Raw genomic sequence first — 20,067 nt, forward strand, 5'->3', positions numbered from 1 at the left:
AATGCGGTGACCGGGGCCCAGCACCCGGTTGCCGCGCGATCTATCGACGTGAGGACGCCAGTGGCCGGCTATAGCGACGCGTTTGCGCAAAGCATCGACAATCGTGAGTCGTTCTGGCTCACCGCGGCCGGCGAGGTCGAATGGTCGACGCCGCCGTCGGTCGCGCTCGACGATTCGCAGGCACCGATATACCGCTGGTTTCCCGACGGCACACTCAACACCTGTTTCAATGCGCTCGACCGGCACGTCGCCGCCGGCCACGGTGACCGCATGGCACTCATCTGGGATTCGGCGATGGTGGACGCGGTACGTCGCTTCACCTACGCCGAACTGCTCGCGGAGGTGTCGCGCTTCGCCGGCGTGCTGGCGTCCGCGGGCGTCGGGGCCGGCGATCGTGTCGTCATCTACCTGCCGATGATCCCCGAGGCGGCGATCGCGATGCTCGCGTGCGCGCGGATCGGCGCGGTGCACTCGGTGGTCTTCGGTGGGTTCGCCGCGCCGGAATTGGCGACCCGCATCGATGACGCCGAGCCGGTCGCCGTCGTCACCGCGTCCGGTGGCCTCGAACCGGGCCGCACCGTCGAGTACCTGCCGATCGTGCACAAGGCGCTCGCACTCGCGCAGAAGCCGCCGGCCACGGTCATCGTCAAGAATCGGGACGAGGTGCCCGGATCGGCCGCCGACCACGACGGCTGGCTCGACTGGGACGACGCGCTGACGTCGGCGTCGCCGGTAGAGCCGGTGCCGCTCGCCGCGACCGATCCGCTGTACATCCTCTACACCTCCGGCACGACGGGGAAACCCAAAGGTGTGGTGCGCGACAACGGTGGTCACGCCGTTGCCCTGACCTGGTCGATGGCCAACATCTATGACATCGGTCCCGGCGACGTGTGGTGGACGGCGTCCGACGTGGGCTGGGTCGTCGGCCATTCCTACATCGTCTACGGGCCACTGCTGGCCGGGGCGACGACGATCATGTACGAGGGCAAGCCGGTGGGGACTCCCGATGCGGGTGCGTTCTGGCGGGTGATCTCCGAGCACCGGGTCAAGGCGCTGTTCACCGCGCCGACCGCCATCCGCGCCATCCGCAAGGCCGACCCCGACGCGAAACTGCTTGCCGAATACGACGTCTCATCGCTACGCACCCTGTTTGCCGCAGGCGAACGCCTCGACCCCGACACCTACGAGTGGGCCGGTGCCGTACTCGGCGTGCCCGTCGTCGACCATTGGTGGCAGACCGAGACCGGCTGGGCGATCGCAGCCAATCTGCGCGGACTCGACCCGATGCCGATCAAGCCGGGCTCGCCGACCGTACCCGTGCCCGGATACCAGGTCCGGATCGTCGACGCCGCGGGCAACGTCGTCGACGCCGGGACCGAGGGCAACATCGTCATCGAGCTACCGCTGCCACCGGGAAACCTGACGGGTTTATGGCGTGACGAGCCGCGTTATCGCAGTTCCTATCTCAACGCATTTCCCGGCTACTACCTGACCGGCGACTCCGGCTATATCGATGCCGACGGATATGTGTTCGTCCTCGGCCGCTCCGATGATGTCATCAACGTCGCCGGACACCGGTTGTCCACGGGCAGCATCGAGGCTGTCGTCGCGGCGCACCCGGCGGTGGCCGAATGCGCGGTGATCGGCATTCACGACGATCTCAAGGGGCAGCGCCCGAGTGGATATGTGGTCCTCAAGTCCGGTGTCGAGATCGACCCCGGCACATTGCGGGATGAGCTGGTCGCCATGGTCCGTGACGGGATCGGGGCCGTGGCAACCTTCCGCGACGTGACCGTGGTGCCGGGCCTGCCGAAGACTCGTTCGGGCAAGATATTGCGAAAGACGATGCGCCAGATCGCCGACCACGAGGAGTACGCGGTGCCCTCGACCATCGAGGATGCCGACGTGTTGACGGCATTGGCACGACAGCTCGGCGACTGAACCCCGGCGTCGGGCGGCTCGGTAACCCCCGAGGCGGATACCGCACATGCTCGGCCCGGCGCGAATACCGTGAGCGGGTGACCACCGACGCACCGGCGCAACCGATTCTGGCCTGGCACTGGGTGCCCGCGGTGGCTGCATTGATCGCGGCCGTTCCGGCAGTCGTGGTGACCGCGGTGGTCGATGTGGGCGCGGGCGCCGCACTCGCGATCGGCCTCATCCCCGCACTCATCGCCGGGATCCCGCGTTCGCGGCGGGCCAGGCTGATCATCCCGGGCACGGCACTGATCGTCGGATTGCCGATCATCATCGGCTCGGCGGTCTCGCCCTTTCCGGTGGTGGCGGTCGCCGTGATGGCGGTGCTGCCGTTGCTGGCGGTGTGGTCGGCACTCGCCTGGGCGGGTCCCCGCGTATCGGCGGTGCTGATCGGCATCGCGCCGCCACTGACCGGGGTCGGTCTGAGTTCGGCGGGCATCGAGAGCGGGCTACGGATCACCGGACTGTTCCTGCTCGGCGCGGCCGCGGCGTTCACGGTCGCGATCGTGATCCCCGGTCGACTGCTGCCTGCCGACGCCGCCGGGCGCGTCGGCGGCCGGTCGCCCGGACTGAACTACGGCCTGCGGGTCGGCGTGGTCGGTGCCCTCACCGCGGGCATCGGCTACGCCTTCGATTTCGATCACGTCGGATGGGCATGTGCCGCCGCACTTCTCGTCATGCGCCCCGACCCCGACATGCAATTGTGGCGAACTGCGGGACGGTTCGTTTCCGTCGTCACCGGCGGCGCACTTGCCGTGATCTTGGTGCAGTACGCGCCGGCATGGGTCGTCGCGGTGATGGTCGGGATCGCACTCGCGACGGCGGCCGGGACCCGCGGCAGCCGATGGTATGTGCTGCCGACGTTCACCACCTTTCTCGTCATCCTCATGCTGGGTGCGACGACAGCGGGCACCGCGCCCGGTCGCCTCGGTGAACGGGTCGGCGAGACGGTGCTCGGGCTGGTGGTGGCAGCCGTGATCGGGCTCGGTGTGCCCGCCGTGGTCGCCCTCAGGTCTCGGCAGATCCGTGTCGAGTAGTATTCGCCGCGGGTGATGGATCTCGCCCGGGCCGCGTGGCCCGAACCGCCGTCGTCGGCTGATAGTTCCTGTTCCGCCTGACGGAAGGAGCTTTGTCGTGGGTGCAGATCTCACCCCGGAACCGGCTTCCGATGCGCTCGCCGCATCCGTGCCCATCGATCCCGACAGCCCGGCACCGCGCCCGCTGCATCTGCAGCCGGTGGCGGTTGCCCTCGTCTTCGTCGGCGGCATCGTCGGCACCGGTCTGCGCTACCTCATCGAAGAGTTGTTCCCGACCCACGGAATCGGATGGCCGTGGGCCACTTTCGGTATCAACCTGAGCGGTGCCTTTCTCCTCGGCGCGGTCCTCGAGGTGCTGGCACTGTCCGGGCCCGACAACGGGTGGCGCCGCCGGATGCGGGTGCTGGTGGGCACCGGATTCTGCGGTTCGTACACCACCTACAGCTCGTTCGCGCTGGAGACGACACAGCTCGGACACCATGGGGCGGTCGGCCTCGGGATCGCCTACGCCGCCATCAGTGTGGTGGCGGGCATCGGGTGCGCCTGGCTCGGGATCGCAGCGGCCGCAACGGCGCTGCGGTGGTGGAAGGGAGAGGTCCGATGACGGTGATCGCGGTACTGGTGGCCGGCGCGCTCGGTGCCGTCGCACGCTTCGTGGTGGACGGCGCCATCAAGCAATGGCGGCCGACGACGTTCCCGTGGGCAACCCTGCTCATCAATGTGACCGGCTCGTTGTTGCTGGGAGTGCTTGCGGGCCTGGTGATCTCGCACGGTGCTCCGGGCGAGTTGCAGGTGATCGCGGGCACCGGATTCTGCGGCGGCTACACGACATTCAGCACCGCGTCGGTGGAATCGGTCCGGCTCGTCCAACAACGGCACGGGGTACTCGGACTGATCAACGCGGTGGGGTCGGTGGTCGGATCGGTGGCCGCGTGTGCCGGGGGACTCGCCCTCGCGTGGGCGATCTGAGGAGGTCGACGGATGGCAGGAACACACGGTTCGCAGACCCGGGGATTCGGGCAGTCCGACGACGACGGCCCGCTGCGTCGGCATCGGCGCGGTCCACAACCGGCGGTGGCCGCGCGGGCGGCCATCGTCGTCGGCTGGAACCGCCATCCCGACAGCGTCGCCGCGGTCCGCTTCGCGGTGATGCTCGCGCATCAACTCGACGCACACGTGCACGTCGTCCACATCGTCGATCTCGATGACGAGCCCCTCGATCCGGATGCGCCCGACTGGGATGCGCAATTCGCCGCCACCGTCAACGAGGACGCGCTCGCCGCGCGAGAATTGCTCGACACGCTGCCGGCATCGTGGACCTATCACAGCGGTCACGGCTCGGCAGCCGACCTGATCGCGACCGTCGCCGACCGGTATTCGGCGCTGTTGGTGGCGATCGGCAGCCCACGCGGGGGACTGGTGTCACACCTCGATCGATGGTTCGGCCAGTCGGTGGCGCAACGGATGATCGGAAAACGCCGCGTGCCGTTGTTGCTGGTGCCGGCCGATACCGACGTCGGCTGACGATCGCCCCGGAGTGGGTCGCGGCCGATCTGCCATCATGGCGGCATGGAGATCACCACCGAGGAACAGTTGCGCGCGATCGTCGGCGAGCCCGCCGAGATGGTGGTGAAGAAGGTGAAATCCGCGCTCGAGCCCGTGCACATCGAGTGGTTGTCGGCGTCGCCGATGGTGTTCGTCGCCACCTCTGACGGCGCCGGCCGGATGGACGTCTCGCCCAAGGGGGATCCGCCCGGCAAGGTGGTGCATGTGCTCGACGAGCGCACCATCGTCATCCCCGAGCGGCCCGGCAACAAGCGGGTCGACGGATATCTGAACGTCCTGGCGAATCCGCACGTCGGCACGATCGCGATCGTGCCGGGACGCGGGGACACGTTGCGTATCAACGGGACTGCGCGCATCGTCGACTGTGATCATCGTGATGGGGACGACCGCGGTGGACCTGACTACTTCGACGAGCTGGCGGTCAAGGGGCGCCGTCCGATCCTCGCGCTGGAGATCACCGTCGAAGAGGTGTTCTTCCACTGCGCCAAGGCTTTTCTGCGTTCAGGCCTCTGGCATCCGGAGACCTGGCATCCCGACGACCTGCCCAGTACCGCACAGCTGACCAAGAAGCTCATGCCCGAACTCGACGAGGCGGCGCTGGAGCAGCGGTACGCCGAGAGCAACTATCGCACGCTGTTGTACTGAGTCCTCCCAACGCAATCGGTGGCGCACCCCGCAAGGGAGTGCGCCACCGATGGTCGAGCTCAGACGGTCGAGCTCAGGTGATGGAACTCAGTTCACTTCAGTTCGGCGCTGCTCTTGCCGAGCACACGGCGGGCGATGATCAGCTGCTGGATCTGCTGGGTGCCCTCGAAGATGTCGAGGATCTTCGAGTCGCGGGCCCACTTCTCCAGCAGTAGACGCTCGGAATAGCCTGGCGTGCCGGCCAATTCGACCGCCTTGTTGGTGATGTCGGTGCCGGTGCGGCCGGCCTTCGCCTTGGCCATGGAGGCCTCGAGCGAGTTCGGCTGCTTGTTGTCGGCCATCCAGCAGGCGCGCATCGTCAGCAGGTAGGCGGCCTCGAAATCCGATTCCATGCGGATGAATTCCGCTGCGGCCGCGTGCTGGTCGACGGCGGGCTTGTCGTAGTCGATCTCGATGCCCGCGTCCTCGAGGACGTGCCGCAACTCCTCGAGCGCAGCCCGGGCCACCCCCACGGCCATACCCGCGACCAGGGGCCGCGTGTTGTCGAAGGTCTGCATGACCCCGCCGAAGCCCTTCTTGGTGTCGACCTCGGGGCTGCCGAGCAGATTCTCCTTGGGGATGCGGCAGTTCTCGAATCGGATGACCGCGGTGTCGGACACCCGGATTCCGAGCTTGTGCTCGAGTCGGGCCACCTCGACGCCCGGATGCTCACGCGGCACCACAAAGCTCTTGATCGCGGCGCGTCCGAGGCTCTTGTCGACGGTCGCCCACACCACGATGTGGCTGGCGCGCGACCCGGCGGTGACGAAGATCTTCTCGCCGTTGATGACGTAGTCGTCGCCGTCGCGGGTGGCGGTGGTGGTGACCGCCGCCGAGTCCGACCCGAAGCTCGGCTCGGTGATGGCCATGGCCGCCCACACCTTGCCGAAGCGCTTGAGCTGCTCGTCGTCGGCGACCGCGGCGATCGCGGCATTGCCCAGACCCTGGTAGGGGATCGACAGCATCAAGCCGACGTCACCCCACGAGGTCTCCATGACGTTGACGACCGATTGCATGTTGCCGCCGTTGACGACGGTGCCCGCGGGCTTGGGCTCGGACGACTCCTTGCCGCGGCCGGCGTCGGCACCCGCACCGGCCTGGCCGGTCTCGGCGAGCCCGTCGTACAGGCTGGCCAGGGTGTCGAGTTCGACGGGATAGTCGTGCTCACGCAGGTCGTACTTGCGCGAGATCGGACGGAAGATCTCCGCCGCGGCCTGATGGGCCTGATCGATGGTGACGCCGAGCTTCTTCGGCAGTTCCAGATTGATGCTCATGTCTTCTACCTCGCTGGTTCTGGCGTCGTCAGAGGACGACGATGCCCTCGCCGATGCCCGCGCCACGCAGGTCGCGGTACCAGCGCTCGACCGGATGTTCCTTGGTGAAGCCGTGCCCACCGAGCAGCTGGATGCCGTCGAGCCCGATCTGCAGGCCCTTGTCGATGGTCAGTTTGCGGGCCAGTGCCGCCTCACGGGCGAACGAGAGACCCTGCTCGGCGCGCGATGCACCGCGCAGCGTGACCAGACGGATGCTGTCGAGTTCGGTGGCGATCGTGGCGACCATGAAGGCGACGGCCTGCCGGTTGGAGATCGGTTCGCCGAAGGCCTCGCGCTCGTTGACGTAGGGGATGACGTAGTCGAGGACGGCCTTGGCGGTGCCGGCGGCCAGCGCCGACCAGCCCAGACGCGACAGACGCACGACGTCGCGGTAAGCGGCGAATGCCGCGTCGCCGGTCTGCTCACCGACGAGCGCGGTCTCGGGTACCGCGACATCCTGCAGCAGCAGGCGCCCCATGCCGGCAGCGCGCACGCCCATGCCGGGGTCGGCCTCGACGATCAGGCCCTTGGTGTCGGACTCGACGATGAACAGCGCGGGCCGGCCGTCGAGCTGGGCGCCGACGATGAACAGCTCGGCGGAGCCTGCGGCCGGGACGAACGACTTCACACCGTTGAGCCGGTACCCGCTGGGCACGCGAGTTGCCTTGGTCTGCAAGGAGAATGCGTCGAACAGCGGCCGCGGCTCGGCGATCACGACGGCCGACTGCGGAACGCTTTCACCGGCGAAGTCGGGCAGGTAGGTCTTCTGCTGGCCGTCGCTGCCGAAGTTGGTCAGCGTGGTGGCCACGCCACTCGGCGCGAGCAGCGGCAGCGCCAGACCCATGTCGCCGTAGGCCATGGCTTCGGCGACCAGCGCGTTGGTGACCACTCCGCGCTCGGTGGCCGCTCCCTCGAACTCCTCGGGCACGTTGATCATGGTGATGCCGAGCTCGGCGGAACGCTTGACGATCTCCTCGGGCGCGGCGGCCGCGGCGTCGGCGTCATAGGCGGCCGGACGCAGGATCTCCTCGGCGAACTCCTTGACCGTCTCGGCGATCATCTGCTGTTCGTCGTCGGGGTTGAGGTTGAAGTAGCCCTTGGGGGTGGTGGTCAGGCGCTTGGCCGGTGCGGAGCCGCCCTGGACCTTCTGGAATGCGCGGTTGGCAGCGCCGAGGGTCTGGAATCCGGTCTTGGTGGCCTGGTACGCGATCCGGTTGATCGGCTCGCGGATCTGATACTTCTCGGCGAACTCGGAGCCGGTCACGGTGGTCAGCACACGCATCGCGGTGCCGATGAAGTTGCGTGGATGCCGATTCTTCCCGACGGCGGAGGTGTCGCGGGGTTCGGTGTGAGTTGACATGTTCACCATTTCTCGCAGTGGTATAGAGCAATTGATGCAGGGTCCGGCTCCGGAACACTATCTTACCCGGCAGTAAGATGGCACCTTACTCTGCGGTAAGAAGTTTGTCACGTCCGCGGTGCGCAACGCCGGGAGCGCGGATGGCTGGCACCGCGGTGGGTGCGGGAGCACAGTGGAGACCATGCATCTCACGCACTTCGGTCACTCGTGTCTCCTGGTCGAACTCGAGGGAAAGAAGATCCTGTTCGATCCGGGCAACATGTCGCACGGATTCGAGGGGATCACCGGACTCGACGCCATCCTGATCACCCATCAGCATCCCGACCACTGTGATCTCGCCCGGCTGCCCGACCTGATCGCAGGCAATCCGCAGGCCCTGCGCTTTGCCGACCCGCAGACCGCCACGCAACTCAACGATGCCGACTCGGCCGGGGAGTGGACCGCGGCGCACCCCGGGCATCAGGTGGAGATCGGCACGGTGACCGCGCGGATGACCGGTGGCCGGCACGCGGTGATCCATCCGGAGATCCCGGTCGTCGACAACATCGCCTACATCCTCGACTCGGCGGCGGGCGCCGGCCGGTTCATGCATCCGGGCGACGCCTTCTACATCCCGTTCGAGGCGATCGACGTGCTCGCACTGCCGTCGGCGGCACCGTGGATGAAACTCAGTGAATCGGTGGACTACCTGCGCGCGATGGCGCCGCGCGTCGCGGTGCCGATCCACCAGGCGATCCTCTCCGACGCGGGCACCGGCATCCACTACGCGCGGCTGTCGGAGATGAAGGACGGCGCAACGGAATTCCGGGTTCTCGACCCAGAGGCGCCGAGCAGCCTCTGACCTCATCCGAATTCTGAATACTGTTGGGCGGCAGTGTATTTGGTCACCATCACGCCATGACGGTCACCGCAGTCCCGTCGCCCGCCCAGTCATACAGTGCGGCCATCGTCGGCTCCGGCACGTGGACGCAGCCTTGTGAACCGGAGGTCTTGTACCGGTCGCGGTCGCCGTACGGGAACTTCTGCCACGGCGAGTCGTGAAATCCGAAGTCGCCGGAGAACGGAAGCCAATAACGGACGAACACGACGTAGCCGGGGCCGGACAGGTCCCGATCTGTTTCGTGGTAGAGGATGCGCCACGAGCCGGTGGGCGTCGGATGCTCGGCGGTCCCGGTGGTGACCGGCGAGTAGCGGATCACCTTGTCCCGCTCACAGAACCACAGGTCCTGCGCGGAGATGCTCACCGTCACCCGCCGCGGTTCGGTATTGCCTGCGCATGGATCGGGCTTCGCCGGCACGTCGGTGGCATTCGGCTCGGGTGTCGACACCGGTTGGCGGTCCTCGGCGCGCGCGGGGGACGAATTGTCGGCACCGTAGCCGAGGCGTATCACCGAGAAGACGGTGATCACGGTGGCGGTGAGAATCAGTAGTACGAGCCACCCGTGCCGCACAAGCGCCGCGCTCGAACCGCGTCGGGAACGATCGAATCGTGTCACGCCGAGTCTCCAGTTACGCCGAATCTCCGCCTCGGCGTGCTGCCGTGCACGCCCGGTATCGCTTATGCGACCGACGTTACGCCGCCGTCGAGATACCGAGGCCGCGCGCTTGATGTCGCCGCCGGGGGACTCTCAGCGTGGACGCAGAGCGCCGAGTACCGCGTCGTGCAGCAATCCGTTGGTGGCCACCGCGCTGCCCCCGCGCGGCCCCGGGGCCCCGTCGAGCGCGGTGAACCGCCCGCCCGCCTCGCGGACCAGGATGTCGAGGGGTGCGAGGTCCCACAGCGATACCTCCGGTTCGGCGGCGATGTCCACGGCACCCTCGGCGACCAGGCAATAGGTGAAGAAGTCGCCGTAACCACGCACACGCCAGACCTTGTCGGTCAGTGCGAGGAACTGCTCGCGGATACCGGCGTCGGCCCAGCCGGACAGGCTCGAGAACGCGAGGCTGGCCGACGGCACCTCACCCACCTGCGACACCGACAGCGCACGCGTCCGGCCGTCGAATTCCGCGTGCGCGCCCGCGCCGTCCTGCGCCCACCAGCGGCGCCGCAACGCCGGTGCGGAGACGACGCCGAGCACCGGAATCCCGTCGACGAGCAGCGCGATCAGCGTCGCCCACACCGGCACCCCGCGCACGAAATTCTTGGTGCCGTCGATCGGGTCGATCACCCACTGCCGTCCGGTCAGCGCGGCCTCGCCACCGAACTCCTCGCCGAGTACCTCGTCGTCGGGGCGTGCCTGCGCCAGCCGATCGCGGATCATCCGTTCGCAGGCGAGGTCGGCGTCAGAGACCGGGGTGAGGTCGGGTTTGCGCGTCACCTGCAGATCGAGGGCGCCAAAGCGTGACATCGTCAGCTCGTCGGCCGCTGCGGCCAACGACAGCGCGAGATCGAGATCGGTGTCGGGGATGGTCGTCACGCGCGACAGCCTAACGCGGCTGATCTCCCCGGTAAGCTTGGCCGCATGTGGATCACCGTGACGATTGCCATCCTCCTGGCGGTCATCGCCGTCGCGATGATCATGCAGATGCGTGGCCGCCGGGTCGGGTTCGGCGGCGGGGCGCGCGGCGGCGCCGGACTCGTGCAGGGCCGGCTCACCGTGACCGGTGTCAGTGATCGGCCCGAGGCCGACAGCAAGGGCGACGCGTACTGCACCGTTTCGGGCACCATCATCGGTCCCGGTACCGAACCGGCCGAGGTATACGGCACGTTGGTGCTCGCCGACGGCCAGCCGTGGCCGCAGATCGGCTCGTACCATCCGGTCGTCTACAAGCCGGGTAAGGCCGAGACCAGTTGGCATTTCGGCGAACTGCCGCCGCAGGCGCCCGGTCCGGGCGAGATGCCACCACCGGCCCGGTAGCCGGTACCCTGAGTAACCGTGCATCCCGATGTGACCGCAGATCTCGAATCCCTCGACGCCACTCTCACGACCGTGGAGAAGGTGCTCGACGTCGATGAACTGCGCCGCCGCATCGAGGAACTCGAGATGCAGGCCTCCGACCCCGAGTTGTGGAACAACCAGGAGCACGCGCAGCAGGTCACCAGCGAGCTCTCCCACGCGCAGGCGGAACTGCGCCGGGTCACCGAACTACGCCAGCGGGTCGAGGACATGCCGGTGCTCTACGAACTCGCCGAATCGGAGGAGGGCGACGACCGCACCGCCGCACTCGCCGACGCCGACGCCGAGCGGCAGAGCCTACGTACCGACATCGCCGCGATGGAGGTCAAGACGATGCTCGCGGGCGAATACGACCAGCGCGATGCGCTGGTCAACATCCGGTCGGGCGCCGGTGGCGTCGATGCCGCAGACTGGGCGCTGATGCTGATGCGGATGTATGTGCGCTGGGCCGAACAGCACGGTTACTCGGTCGATGTCTACGACACCTCCTACGCCGAGGAGGCGGGTCTGAAGTCGGCCACGTTCGCCGTGAAGGCCCCCTACATGTACGGCACGCTTTCGGTCGAGCAGGGGACCCACCGGTTGGTCCGCATCAGCCCGTTCGACAACCAGGGACGGCGTCAGACCTCATTCGCCGAGGTCGAGGTGCTGCCGGTCGTCGAGACCACCGACCACATCGACGTCGACGAGAACGAGGTGAAGGTCGACGTCTACCGGTCGTCGGGCCCCGGCGGTCAGTCGGTCAACACCACAGACTCCGCGGTGCGGTTGACGCATCTGCCCACCGGCATCGTCGTCACCTGTCAGAACGAGAAGAGTCAGCTGCAGAACAAGGCGTCGGCGATGCGGGTGCTGCAGGCCAAACTGCTCGAACGCAAACGCCAAGAGGAGCGCGCCGAACTCGACGCACTCAAGGGTGACGGCGGATCGAGCTGGGGCAATCAGATGCGGTCCTACGTCCTGCACCCCTATCAGATGGTGAAGGATCTGCGGACCAACGTGGAGAGCAACAACCCGACCGCCGTACTCGACGGCGAGTTGGACCAGTTCATCGAGGCGGGTATCCGCTGGCGAATGGCCGATGTCGGCGCTTGAGTTGATGTCGGCGCCTGAGTTGCTGGCGGCGGCGAACCCGCAGGACGCCACCCGACAGCTGATCGGATCCATCTACGTCTGGTTGGTGACCAACGGGTTGCAGATGGTCACCTGGACGCTTGGTGGCCTCATCGTCATCCGGCTCATCCGCTGGACGGCCGACAAGTACGCCGCGCGCGTCGACAGCAGCTTCCACAACAGTGATCTGATCGTTCAGACCGAGGACTCCAAACATCGGCGCGCCCTCGTCGACGTCGTGGCGTGGGTGCTCATCGTCGCGGTGATCATCGTGGTCCTGATCCGCTTCCTGGTGATCCTCAACATCCCGATCACCGGTCTGACCGGACCGGGAGCGGTGATCGGTGCGGCGCTCGGTTTCGGTGCCCAGCGCGTCGTACAGGACATCTTGGCCGGGTTCTTCGTCGTCGCCGAGAAGCAGTACGGCTATGGCGACGTGGTGAGTCTGACCACCACCGGTAACGGTGAGGCCGATGGCACCGTGGAGGACGTGACCCTGCGCGTGACCAAACTGCGTACCAGCGAGGGTGAGGTCATCACCGTCCCCAACGGGCAGATCATCAAGGCCACCAACCTGTCGAAGGATTGGGCGCGCGCGGTGGTCGACGTGCCGGTGCCGGCCGAGGCCGACATCGGACTGGCCAACGAGACGCTCGACCGGGTCGGTCAACAGTTCTACGACGACACCAGGTGGCACGATCTGCTTCTCGACGCGCCGTCCTCGCTGGGCGTGACCGATCTCGAACTCGACTCGGTCACCGTGCGCATGGTGGCGCGGACCCTGCCCGGCAAACAGTTCGAGGTCAGTCGTGCGCTGCGGATCGCGATCGTCCGCGCGCTCGCCCGGGAGGGCATCAGCGTGGCACCGGGTCGCGACGCTCAAGCGGCTGCCGGACCGCCGGCAACCCACGCCGCCGACCCCGTCGGCCGAGGTGAGCAGACATGACCCATCACCAAGGCGGGCCCGGGCGCGACGACGAGATCCCGGATGAAAGGCGAGCATCCGGGCCCGGCCCGGAAGTCGGCAGGCGCGGAGATCCCGCCGCCACCGACCCCATACCGGTGATCCCGGGACCCTCCACGCCCCAGCACCCGGCCGAGCAGAGCGGTGGCCCCGAGGAATCGGCGGGCGAGCACGCCCAGCCCACACAGGCCGAACCCACGCAGACCGAACCCACGCAGACCGAACCCACGCAGGCCGAACCCACGCAGGCCGAACCCACGCAGGCCGGCGAACGGCCGGTCACCGCGGGCGGCGACAACGGCGGCGGCCGGCACCGCAGCGCGTGGCGCGCACGCAACTGGGGGCATCTCTATCACACACGTATCAGGACCAGCACCACCGTGTTGATCGTGATGTTCATCGTGTGCTGGGTGATCTACGGGTACACCTCGCAGCGATATGCTCCGCCACCCGAGCCGGTCAACGCGCCGCGTCAGGTCGTCCGCACCACCGAGCCCACCTTCAGTAGATTGTCCACCACCCCCTCGTCGAGCACGTCGTCGTCGCCTTCGTCTTCGAGTGAGTCCTCGGGCGCGTCGTCGGGGCCGAGCCGGCCCGGCTCGGGCGGCGGTCCGGTATCGGAAACCGGATCAGGGCAACCGACCACTCCGACCAACGGCATCGTCCCCGGGTTCCAAATGCCATGGGAGACCACGACCGAGACCACGACGGTGCCCTCGCGATGATGCAGCAGGCCGGGCCTCGCGAGGCGATGAACAGGCATTCTCGAACCGTCTGATCGGACCGGTTCGGATCGCGGCGCGCCCCACGTGCGCCTGAGCGGGCTTCTCAGGCGTCGTCGTTACACTGCTCCCTGTGATCACGCTGGACAACGTCACGATGAAGTACAAAGCCGCCAGTAGGCCGGCTCTGGCCGAGCTGTCTCTGGAGGTGGAGAAGGGCGAGTTCGCATTCCTCATCGGGCCGTCGGGTTCGGGGAAGTCGACCTTCTTCCGGCTGCTGCTCAAGGAGGACAAGCCCACCAGGGGCAACGTCTACGTCGGCGACTTCCACGTCAACACGCTCAAGAGCCGGCTCGTGCCCAAGTTGCGGCAGTCGATCGGTTGCGTGTTCCAGGATTTCCGGCTCCTGCAGCAGAAGTCGGTCGCCGACAACGTCGCGTTCGCGCTGGAGGTGATCGGCAAGCCACCGTCGATGATCCGCAAGGTCGTGCCCGAGGTGCTCGACTACGTGGGTCTCGAGGGCAAGCTCGAACGCATGCCTTACGAGCTCTCCGGCGGCGAGATGCAGCGTGTGGCCATCGCACGCGCGATCGCCAACCGGCCGTTGGTGCTCTTGGCCGACGAGCCGACCGGGAACCTCGACCCGGAGACCAGCGAGGAGATCGTCGACGTCCTCGACCGGGTGAACCGGCGGGGCACGACCGTCGTGATGGCCACCCATGACCGGCACATCGTCGACGCCATGCGCCGGCGGGTCCTCGAATTCGACAACGGACGACTGGTACGTAACGACGAGCAAGGCGTCTACGGCATCGGCTGACGCCGTCGTCGCGATCCGCACGTGTGCGTGACCAGCGACCCGTCACCGAGGCCACCACGACGACCAAAGGACATCCGATGCGAGCCAATTTCATCTTCAGTGAGGTCTTCAACGGCTTCCGCCGCAATCTGACCATGACGGCCGCGATGATCATCACCACCGCGATCACGCTCGGCATGTTCGGCGGGGGACTGCTGGTGATCCAGATGGCCGACAAGAGTCAACAGATCTTCCTCGACCGCGTCGAGATGCAGTTCTTTCTCAACGAGGACGTTTCCAAGGCCGACCCCAACTGCCGGCAGGCACCGTGCACCACCTTGCGCGCCGACCTGGAGAAACAGGCCGGCGTCGGGTCGGTCACCTACGTCAGCGCGCAAGAGGGATATCAGGCGGCCAAGGAGATGTTCGCCGAGACCTCTCCGGAGATCGCCGACCAGATCACCCAGGACACCTTTTCGCAGGCGTCGTTCAAGGTCCGGATGGCCGATGCCGACCGCTTCGACGAGGCGTACAACGCGTTTGCCGGCAGACAAGACCTCGGGGTCGAAGGCGCACTCGATCAGCGAGAATTGGTGAAACGCATCTTCGGGGTTCTCGACGGCGTGCGAAATGCCGCATTCTCGGTGGCCGCGATCCTGGCCGTCGCCGCGATCCTGCTGATCGTCAACACGGTGCAGATCGCGGCCTTCACCAGACGCACCGAGGTGTCGATCATGCGACTCGTCGGCGCGACCCGCTGGTACACCCAACTGCCCTTCCTGCTCGAGGCGGTGATCGCCGCGCTGATCGGATCATTGTTGGCGGTCGGCGGACTGTTCCTGGCAAAGGTGTTCTTCTTCGACCGGGCGCTGGCCGGGTTGTATGGGGTCAACATCGTGCCCAGAGTGACCGCGGGCGACGTGTTGTTCGTCTCGCCGTGGCTCGTCATCGGCGGAATTGTGTTGGCAGCGGTGACCGGATATGTCACGCTGCGTGTCTACGTTCGCGAGTGAGGAGGTGAATCCACCGACATGGTGAAAGAAAAGGGACGCAACCTGATCGCGTCCAATCGTAAGGCGCGACACAACTACACGATCCTCGACACCTACGAGGCGGGTATCGCCTTGCTCGGCACCGAGGTGAAGAGTCTGCGTGAGGGCAAGGCGTCGCTGGTGGACGCATTCGCCACCATCGACGACGGCGAGGTCTGGTTGCGCGGGCTCAACATCGCCGAGTACGGCAGCGGATCGTGGACCAACCACGCGCCGCGCCGCAACCGCAAACTTCTGATGCACCGGAGTGAGATCGACAACCTCATCGGCAAGATCCGCGACGGCAACCTGACCCTGGTGCCGCTGTCGATGTACTTCAGCGACGGCCGCGCCAAGGTCGAACTCGCGTTGGCCCGCGGTAAACAGGCCCACGACAAACGCCAGGACATCGCGCGACGCACCGCGCAACGCGAGGTCGCCCGCGAGATCGGCCGGCGCGTCAAGGGCATGTGATCCGGTGCTGACGGCCTCGACGCCCTCGCACCGGGCCACCGGCCGTCGTCTGGTCATGCCGCACGGACCGGTATTGCGGGGACCGGTGCTGCGCGGGCCGGTATTGCGCGGTCTTCTGGTGCTGGTGGCATTGACGGCACTGGTCCTCGGTTGTGCACCGAACACCGCCGACAACAACGCCCGCATCGGCGGGAACCCGCCCGCTATCAGCGGCCTGCCGGCCACCCCGCCGATGGGCTGGAACAGCTGGAACACCTTCGGCTGCAACATCACCGAGCAGATCGTGCGCGCGCAGGCCGACGCGTTGGTGTCGACGGGCCTGGCCGCCAAGGGGTATCGATACGTCGTCGTCGACGACTGCTGGTCGGCGCCCACCCGCGACGGAGCCGGTGCATTGACGGCCGACCCGGCCCGATTCCCGTCGGGGATGGCCGCATTGGCCGCATACGTGCATTCGCGCGGGCTGAAGTTCGGCATCTACGCCGGCGCGCGGGACAAGACCTGCGCCCAGTTCGGCGGTACCCGTCCGGGCGCCACCGGCAGCGGCGGCCACGAGTCGACCGATGCGCGCACCTTCGCCTCCTGGGGTGTCGACCTCGTCAAATACGACTGGTGCTCGAGCGACGCCGACCATGACGATCAGGTCGCGTCGTTCACCGCCATGCGCGACGCCATCCGGGCCACCGGACGTCGGATGGTCTACAGCATCAACCCCAACAGCGGCGTCGCCGGATCGGTGCCCGGCGCCGAATTCGATTGGGGCGGAGTGGCGACGACGACGCGCGCCACCAACGACATCACCGCCGCCTGGACCACCCGGCCGCCCGGCGCCACCTCCACGCCGGCGTCGGGAAATCAGGGCATCGTCGACATCATCGACGCCGTATCGAAGATCGGCGCTCGCGTGACCGACGGCAGCTTCCTCGACATGGACTCACTCGTCGTCGGGGTCGGCAATCAGCTCACCCCCGCGATGGAACGCACCCAGATGGCGCTGTGGGCGATGACCGCCGCGCCGCTGATGGCCGGCAACGACCTAACGACGATGAGCGCCCGCACCCGCGACATCCTGGCCAACGAGGCGATCATCGGCATCGATCAGGACGAGCGCGTCCGGGCCGGCGCCGTGGTCGGTGACGACCCGGAGATCTGGAGCCGCGCGCTCGGTGCCAAGGGGCTGGTCGTGTCGTTGACCAACCGGGCCGATCACCCGCGGACCATGACGGTGACCCTCTCCAGCCTCGGACTGACCGGCGACGCGTCGGTCTCCGCCGTCGACGCGTGGACGGGCCGCCGGTATCAGGCCGCGAACGGTGCACTGACCGTGCGGGTCGGGGTCGACGACACGGTGGTGCTGTCGATCCAGTGACACGGGCGATCCGGCGACATGACGATCCGGCGACATGACGATCCGGGGATAAGGGAATGAACCGGACACGACGAGTTGTTACAATGGACTGTCCGCCGAGAGATCGGAGGACACCTGTCTCGGGGCTGATCGGTTTCGACTCTGTACGCCGAGGCGGGGGAAGCGTGTCGGTGCAGGCCAGAGACCACCGTATAAGCGTCGCGGCAACCAATTAAGCGCCGATAAGAATCAGCGCGACTACGCCCTCGCTGCCTGACAGCGGGCCCGTAGTCTGTCGGCCCGGACTCTGCTCTCAAGTCCGGTGCCGGCATCATCTCTGAGAGCTCACCGTTCGCACCGGTCGCGGGTGCGGATGGGACAACCAACAGCGACTGGGATCGTCATCTCGGCTGGTTCACGTGACCGGGAGATCCGAGTAGAGACATAGTGAACTGCACACGGAGAAGCCCCGCCGACCCGACGGAGGACCCGGGTTCAATTCCCGGCAGCTCCACGGCAGCCCCTCACCTGCTCAGGCAGGTGGGGGGCTTTTTCGTCGACGCTGTCCCCGGGGTGCCAGCATATCGCGTGGCCGAGCGCCCGGGTGGCGATGTTGTCTCCGGCGCCGACATGGCGCGGTGTCGCGGGCGCCGTGCTGGTGGGCTCGACCACGAAGCAGGCCGAGGCCGCGGTTCGACAACTGTGTCGGGGTCCGCTCGCGGCGGTCATTCGGCTGTGGAAGTATTGCGGACGACTGTGCAGGGCGCCTAGGTGGGGGAAGTGTGGCGGACGAGCGACTCGGGTTCGCGTTCGACGAGTTGCTGTGCGTCGTGGGGGGAGCCACTGTGATGGGGTGGCGACTCGGCGGGGATGTGAACGGTTGTTCTGAGCTTCGTTCTCACGCGAGTGGGGTTGCATTGTGACGATCGGGATTCCGGGGTCGTTGCAGTGGGTGTCGTATCTGGCTGGTGAGAAGTGGCCGCAGGGTGATGAGGATGCGATGTGGCGTATCGCTGATTCGTGGCGTTCGCATGCTGATCGGTTGCGGGATTTGGTTCCGGAGTTGAATTCGGTTACTCAGGAGACGTTGTCGGTGATCGAGGGTGCTTCGGCGCAGGCGATTGCTGATGAGTTCTCGAAGATGTTCTCGGGTGATTATGCGGTCGACAAGTTGGCCGAGGGTATGGATGGTTTGGCTGAGTTGGCGTCGGCGACGGGTACTCAGATCCAGTACACGAAGTTGACGATTTTGGCGTCGTTGGGTATTGCGGCGGTGCAGATTGCTTTTGCGCTCGCTAATGCGTGGGAGACGTGTGGCGGGTCGTTGGCCGATATTCCGATTGTTCAGGCGATTACTCGTGCGGCGATCGCGGTGATGGAACGCACGTTGATCAAGGAGATCGTGGAGCAGGTCGGTAAGACGGTTGCGGTGACCACGATCAAGGAGTTGGTTCAGACCACGGTCGGCAAGATTGTGGCTGAGACGTTGAAGTGGTCGGCGTTGGGGGTGGTGCAGGAACTCGGTATTCAGGGTTATCAGATGTCGCAGGGGCATCGGTCGGAGATCGATGTGAAGCAGCTCGGCATGGTGGTGGAGTCGTATGCGTTGGGTGGGGCGATCGGCGGGGTGTCGAGTGTGGGGATGAGTAAGTTCGCTGACCGGCTGTTCGGGAAGGTCTCCGAGAACACGTCGAAGGCCGCGATTTTGGCTCGTGGTGGGGTGATCGGTTATGTCAGTGGTGCGGCGGGTAATGGTGGGGCGATGTTGTTGACCGGCGGGCATTTCAATGCTGCGGGTTTTTTGGGTCGTCGTTGATGGGTTCGTTGCCGGGGAAGCCTGAGGGTGGTGGGCTGACTGCGGGGTTGACTGGGCGGGAATCGGTTACCGGTGTGGTGGGTGGTTCGCCGGCACACGGGGACGCGGCGGGGTTGGGTGATCACGGAATTGTTGGGCACCTGGATGGCGCGATCGTGTCCGGCGGCGTACCCGCCGAGGCGGCTGCGTCCGGCGGTGGCGTGGGGGGTCAGGGGTCGTCGGTGGCTGCGGGGGCTGCGCATGGTGGTGGGGATTCTGGTGAGGGGGCTGCTGGTTCTGGGGTGCCGCAGGCGCAGCCTCATCCCGAGGGTTCGGTGGCGGCGTCGGGTGAGGGGGCGGGCAGTACTGCTCCTTTGGTGAACGGGGGTTCGGAAAGTGCTGGGGTGCAATCGGGTTCGTCGACTGCAGCGGCTACGCCGTCGGCGTCGGCCTCGGGGGGAGCGGCGACGTCGGGGGGAGCGGCGATGTCGGGGGGTGCGGCGCCGGCCGCGGCGGGTGCGGCGGCGCCCGCCGCGGTCGCTGCGGCGGGTCATGTGTCGGGGGGCGCGGGCTCGGTGTCGGGTGGTGCGGCGGCTGCCGGATCGGGTGCTGGGTCGGGTGTTGGTGGGGGCCGTCCGGTGGTGTCGGCGATTGCGGAGCATCCGGCGGCGTCGGGTGCGGTGGTGTCGGCGCGGCCTGACGGTGCGGGGGTGCCGCGGATGTTGACGGCGGTGCGGGCAGAGTCGGTGTCGTCGGCGGTGGGTGTTGAGGGTGCGGGCGTGGATCGTGGTGTGGGGTCGCAGGTTTCGGCGGGGGTTCCGGAAGGCGCCCGGCCGGTGTCTGGGGGTGGCCCGGGTGAGCGGGGCGGGCCGCTGCCGGTGGATCGTCCGTCGGTCGGGGATGCTCGCCGGGATGGTCCGGCGGGTGATACGGGTGCGGATCGTGGTGCCGGTGATGGTGGGTCGGCGCGGCCGTTCGAGGGGGATG

21 protein-coding genes, 1 other RNA gene and 1 riboswitch are annotated in these 20,067 nt (G+C 67.0%); of the genes, 18 read left to right on the forward strand and 4 right to left on the reverse strand.

Features of this window, described 5'->3' with window-relative positions; translation table 11 throughout:
* Positions 1–60 precede the first annotated feature (60 nt).
* The 6 genes from ACLQ3C_RS08625 to ACLQ3C_RS08650 all read left to right on the forward strand — a co-directional run bounded on the left by ACLQ3C_RS08625 (position 61) and on the right by ACLQ3C_RS08650 (position 5,225).
* Positions 61–1,941: a propionyl-CoA synthetase gene (locus ACLQ3C_RS08625; RefSeq protein WP_425704627.1), complete on the forward strand. Its 1,881-nt coding sequence runs from the start codon at positions 61–63 to the stop codon at positions 1,939–1,941.
* 77 nt (positions 1,942–2,018) lie between these two features.
* The gene (locus ACLQ3C_RS08630; protein ID WP_425704628.1) at positions 2,019–3,014 is read left to right on the forward strand and encodes an FUSC family protein; all 996 of its coding nucleotides are present in this window, start codon (positions 2,019–2,021) and stop codon (positions 3,012–3,014) included.
* A gap of 2 nt (positions 3,015–3,016) precedes the next feature.
* Positions 3,017–3,092: riboswitch (Fluoride riboswitch) on the forward strand.
* Between the two features lie 19 nt (positions 3,093–3,111).
* The gene (locus tag ACLQ3C_RS08635) at positions 3,112–3,618 is read left to right on the forward strand and encodes a fluoride efflux transporter FluC (protein WP_425704629.1); all 507 of its coding nucleotides are present in this window, start codon (positions 3,112–3,114) and stop codon (positions 3,616–3,618) included.
* Positions 3,615–3,983 (forward strand): fluoride efflux transporter CrcB, encoded by a 369-nt coding sequence (crcB, locus tag ACLQ3C_RS08640; protein ID WP_425704630.1) that lies wholly within the window; start codon positions 3,615–3,617, stop codon positions 3,981–3,983. The genes ACLQ3C_RS08635 and crcB overlap by 4 nt, the downstream gene beginning before the upstream one ends.
* A gap of 12 nt (positions 3,984–3,995) precedes the next feature.
* On the forward strand, positions 3,996–4,538 hold the full coding sequence (locus ACLQ3C_RS08645) for a universal stress protein (protein ID WP_425704631.1): 543 nt from the start codon (positions 3,996–3,998) through the stop codon (positions 4,536–4,538).
* 45 nt (positions 4,539–4,583) lie between these two features.
* Positions 4,584–5,225, forward strand: coding sequence for an MSMEG_1061 family FMN-dependent PPOX-type flavoprotein (locus ACLQ3C_RS08650; protein WP_425704632.1), 642 nt, complete (start codon positions 4,584–4,586; stop codon positions 5,223–5,225).
* A gap of 92 nt (positions 5,226–5,317) precedes the next feature.
* Here the strand turns inward: ACLQ3C_RS08650 and ACLQ3C_RS08655 are convergent, their stop codons facing one another.
* Positions 5,318–6,538: an acyl-CoA dehydrogenase family protein gene (locus tag ACLQ3C_RS08655; protein WP_425704633.1), complete on the reverse strand. Its 1,221-nt coding sequence runs from the start codon at positions 6,536–6,538 to the stop codon at positions 5,318–5,320.
* Between the two features lie 28 nt (positions 6,539–6,566).
* Positions 6,567–7,937, reverse strand: a complete 1,371-nt coding sequence (locus ACLQ3C_RS08660; RefSeq protein WP_425704634.1) for an acyl-CoA dehydrogenase family protein — start codon at positions 7,935–7,937, stop codon at positions 6,567–6,569.
* Positions 7,938–8,118: 181 nt separating this feature from the next.
* Here ACLQ3C_RS08660 and ACLQ3C_RS08665 point away from each other — a divergent pair, with 181 nt between their 5' ends.
* Positions 8,119–8,778, forward strand: coding sequence for an MBL fold metallo-hydrolase (locus tag ACLQ3C_RS08665; protein ID WP_425704635.1), 660 nt, complete (start codon positions 8,119–8,121; stop codon positions 8,776–8,778).
* Positions 8,779–8,827: 49 nt separating this feature from the next.
* Here the strand turns inward: ACLQ3C_RS08665 and ACLQ3C_RS08670 are convergent, their stop codons facing one another.
* Positions 8,828–9,433 carry a L,D-transpeptidase family protein gene (locus ACLQ3C_RS08670; protein WP_425704636.1) on the reverse strand — a complete coding sequence of 202 codons (606 nt, stop codon included), beginning with the start codon at positions 9,431–9,433 and terminating at the stop codon, positions 8,828–8,830.
* Between the two features lie 132 nt (positions 9,434–9,565).
* Complete coding sequence (gene hisN / locus ACLQ3C_RS08675; RefSeq protein ID WP_425704637.1) at positions 9,566–10,354, reverse strand: histidinol-phosphatase; 789 nt, start codon at positions 10,352–10,354, stop codon at positions 9,566–9,568.
* A gap of 45 nt (positions 10,355–10,399) precedes the next feature.
* Between hisN and ACLQ3C_RS08680 the strand changes: the two genes are divergently transcribed.
* From ACLQ3C_RS08680 to ACLQ3C_RS08730, 11 genes are all read left to right on the forward strand, one after another.
* Positions 10,400–10,795, forward strand: a complete 396-nt coding sequence (locus ACLQ3C_RS08680) for a hypothetical protein (RefSeq protein ID WP_425704638.1) — start codon at positions 10,400–10,402, stop codon at positions 10,793–10,795.
* A gap of 18 nt (positions 10,796–10,813) precedes the next feature.
* Positions 10,814–11,929, forward strand: a complete 1,116-nt coding sequence (gene prfB / locus ACLQ3C_RS08685) for a peptide chain release factor 2 (RefSeq protein WP_425704639.1) — start codon at positions 10,814–10,816, stop codon at positions 11,927–11,929.
* Positions 11,930–11,933: 4 nt separating this feature from the next.
* Complete coding sequence (locus ACLQ3C_RS08690) at positions 11,934–12,893, forward strand: mechanosensitive ion channel family protein (protein ID WP_425704640.1); 960 nt, start codon at positions 11,934–11,936, stop codon at positions 12,891–12,893.
* The gene (locus tag ACLQ3C_RS08695; protein ID WP_425704641.1) at positions 12,890–13,636 is read left to right on the forward strand and encodes a hypothetical protein; all 747 of its coding nucleotides are present in this window, start codon (positions 12,890–12,892) and stop codon (positions 13,634–13,636) included. The genes ACLQ3C_RS08690 and ACLQ3C_RS08695 overlap by 4 nt, the downstream gene beginning before the upstream one ends.
* A gap of 130 nt (positions 13,637–13,766) precedes the next feature.
* Positions 13,767–14,453 carry a cell division ATP-binding protein FtsE gene (gene ftsE, locus ACLQ3C_RS08700; RefSeq protein ID WP_425704642.1) on the forward strand — a complete coding sequence of 229 codons (687 nt, stop codon included), beginning with the start codon at positions 13,767–13,769 and terminating at the stop codon, positions 14,451–14,453.
* Positions 14,454–14,530: 77 nt separating this feature from the next.
* Entirely contained in the window at positions 14,531–15,445 is a 915-nt protein-coding gene (ftsX, locus tag ACLQ3C_RS08705; RefSeq protein ID WP_425704643.1) for a permease-like cell division protein FtsX, read from the forward strand.
* Positions 15,446–15,463: 18 nt separating this feature from the next.
* Entirely contained in the window at positions 15,464–15,937 is a 474-nt protein-coding gene (gene smpB / locus ACLQ3C_RS08710; RefSeq protein ID WP_425704644.1) for an SsrA-binding protein SmpB, read from the forward strand.
* A 4-nt stretch (positions 15,938–15,941) separates the two neighbouring features.
* The gene (locus ACLQ3C_RS08715; RefSeq protein ID WP_425704645.1) at positions 15,942–17,306 is read left to right on the forward strand and encodes a glycoside hydrolase family 27 protein; all 1,365 of its coding nucleotides are present in this window, start codon (positions 15,942–15,944) and stop codon (positions 17,304–17,306) included.
* A gap of 121 nt (positions 17,307–17,427) precedes the next feature.
* Positions 17,428–17,802: a transfer-messenger RNA gene (gene ssrA / locus ACLQ3C_RS08720) on the forward strand.
* A gap of 402 nt (positions 17,803–18,204) precedes the next feature.
* Complete coding sequence (locus ACLQ3C_RS08725) at positions 18,205–19,101, forward strand: WXG100 family type VII secretion target (protein WP_425704646.1); 897 nt, start codon at positions 18,205–18,207, stop codon at positions 19,099–19,101.
* Between the two features lie 464 nt (positions 19,102–19,565).
* The coding region (locus tag ACLQ3C_RS08730) for a hypothetical protein (RefSeq protein ID WP_425704647.1) at positions 19,566–20,067 on the forward strand (502 nt) is incomplete at its 3' end.

This window comes from Gordonia sp. DT30 (assembly GCF_049844915.1).
GTDB lineage: Bacteria > Actinomycetota > Actinomycetes > Mycobacteriales > Mycobacteriaceae > Gordonia.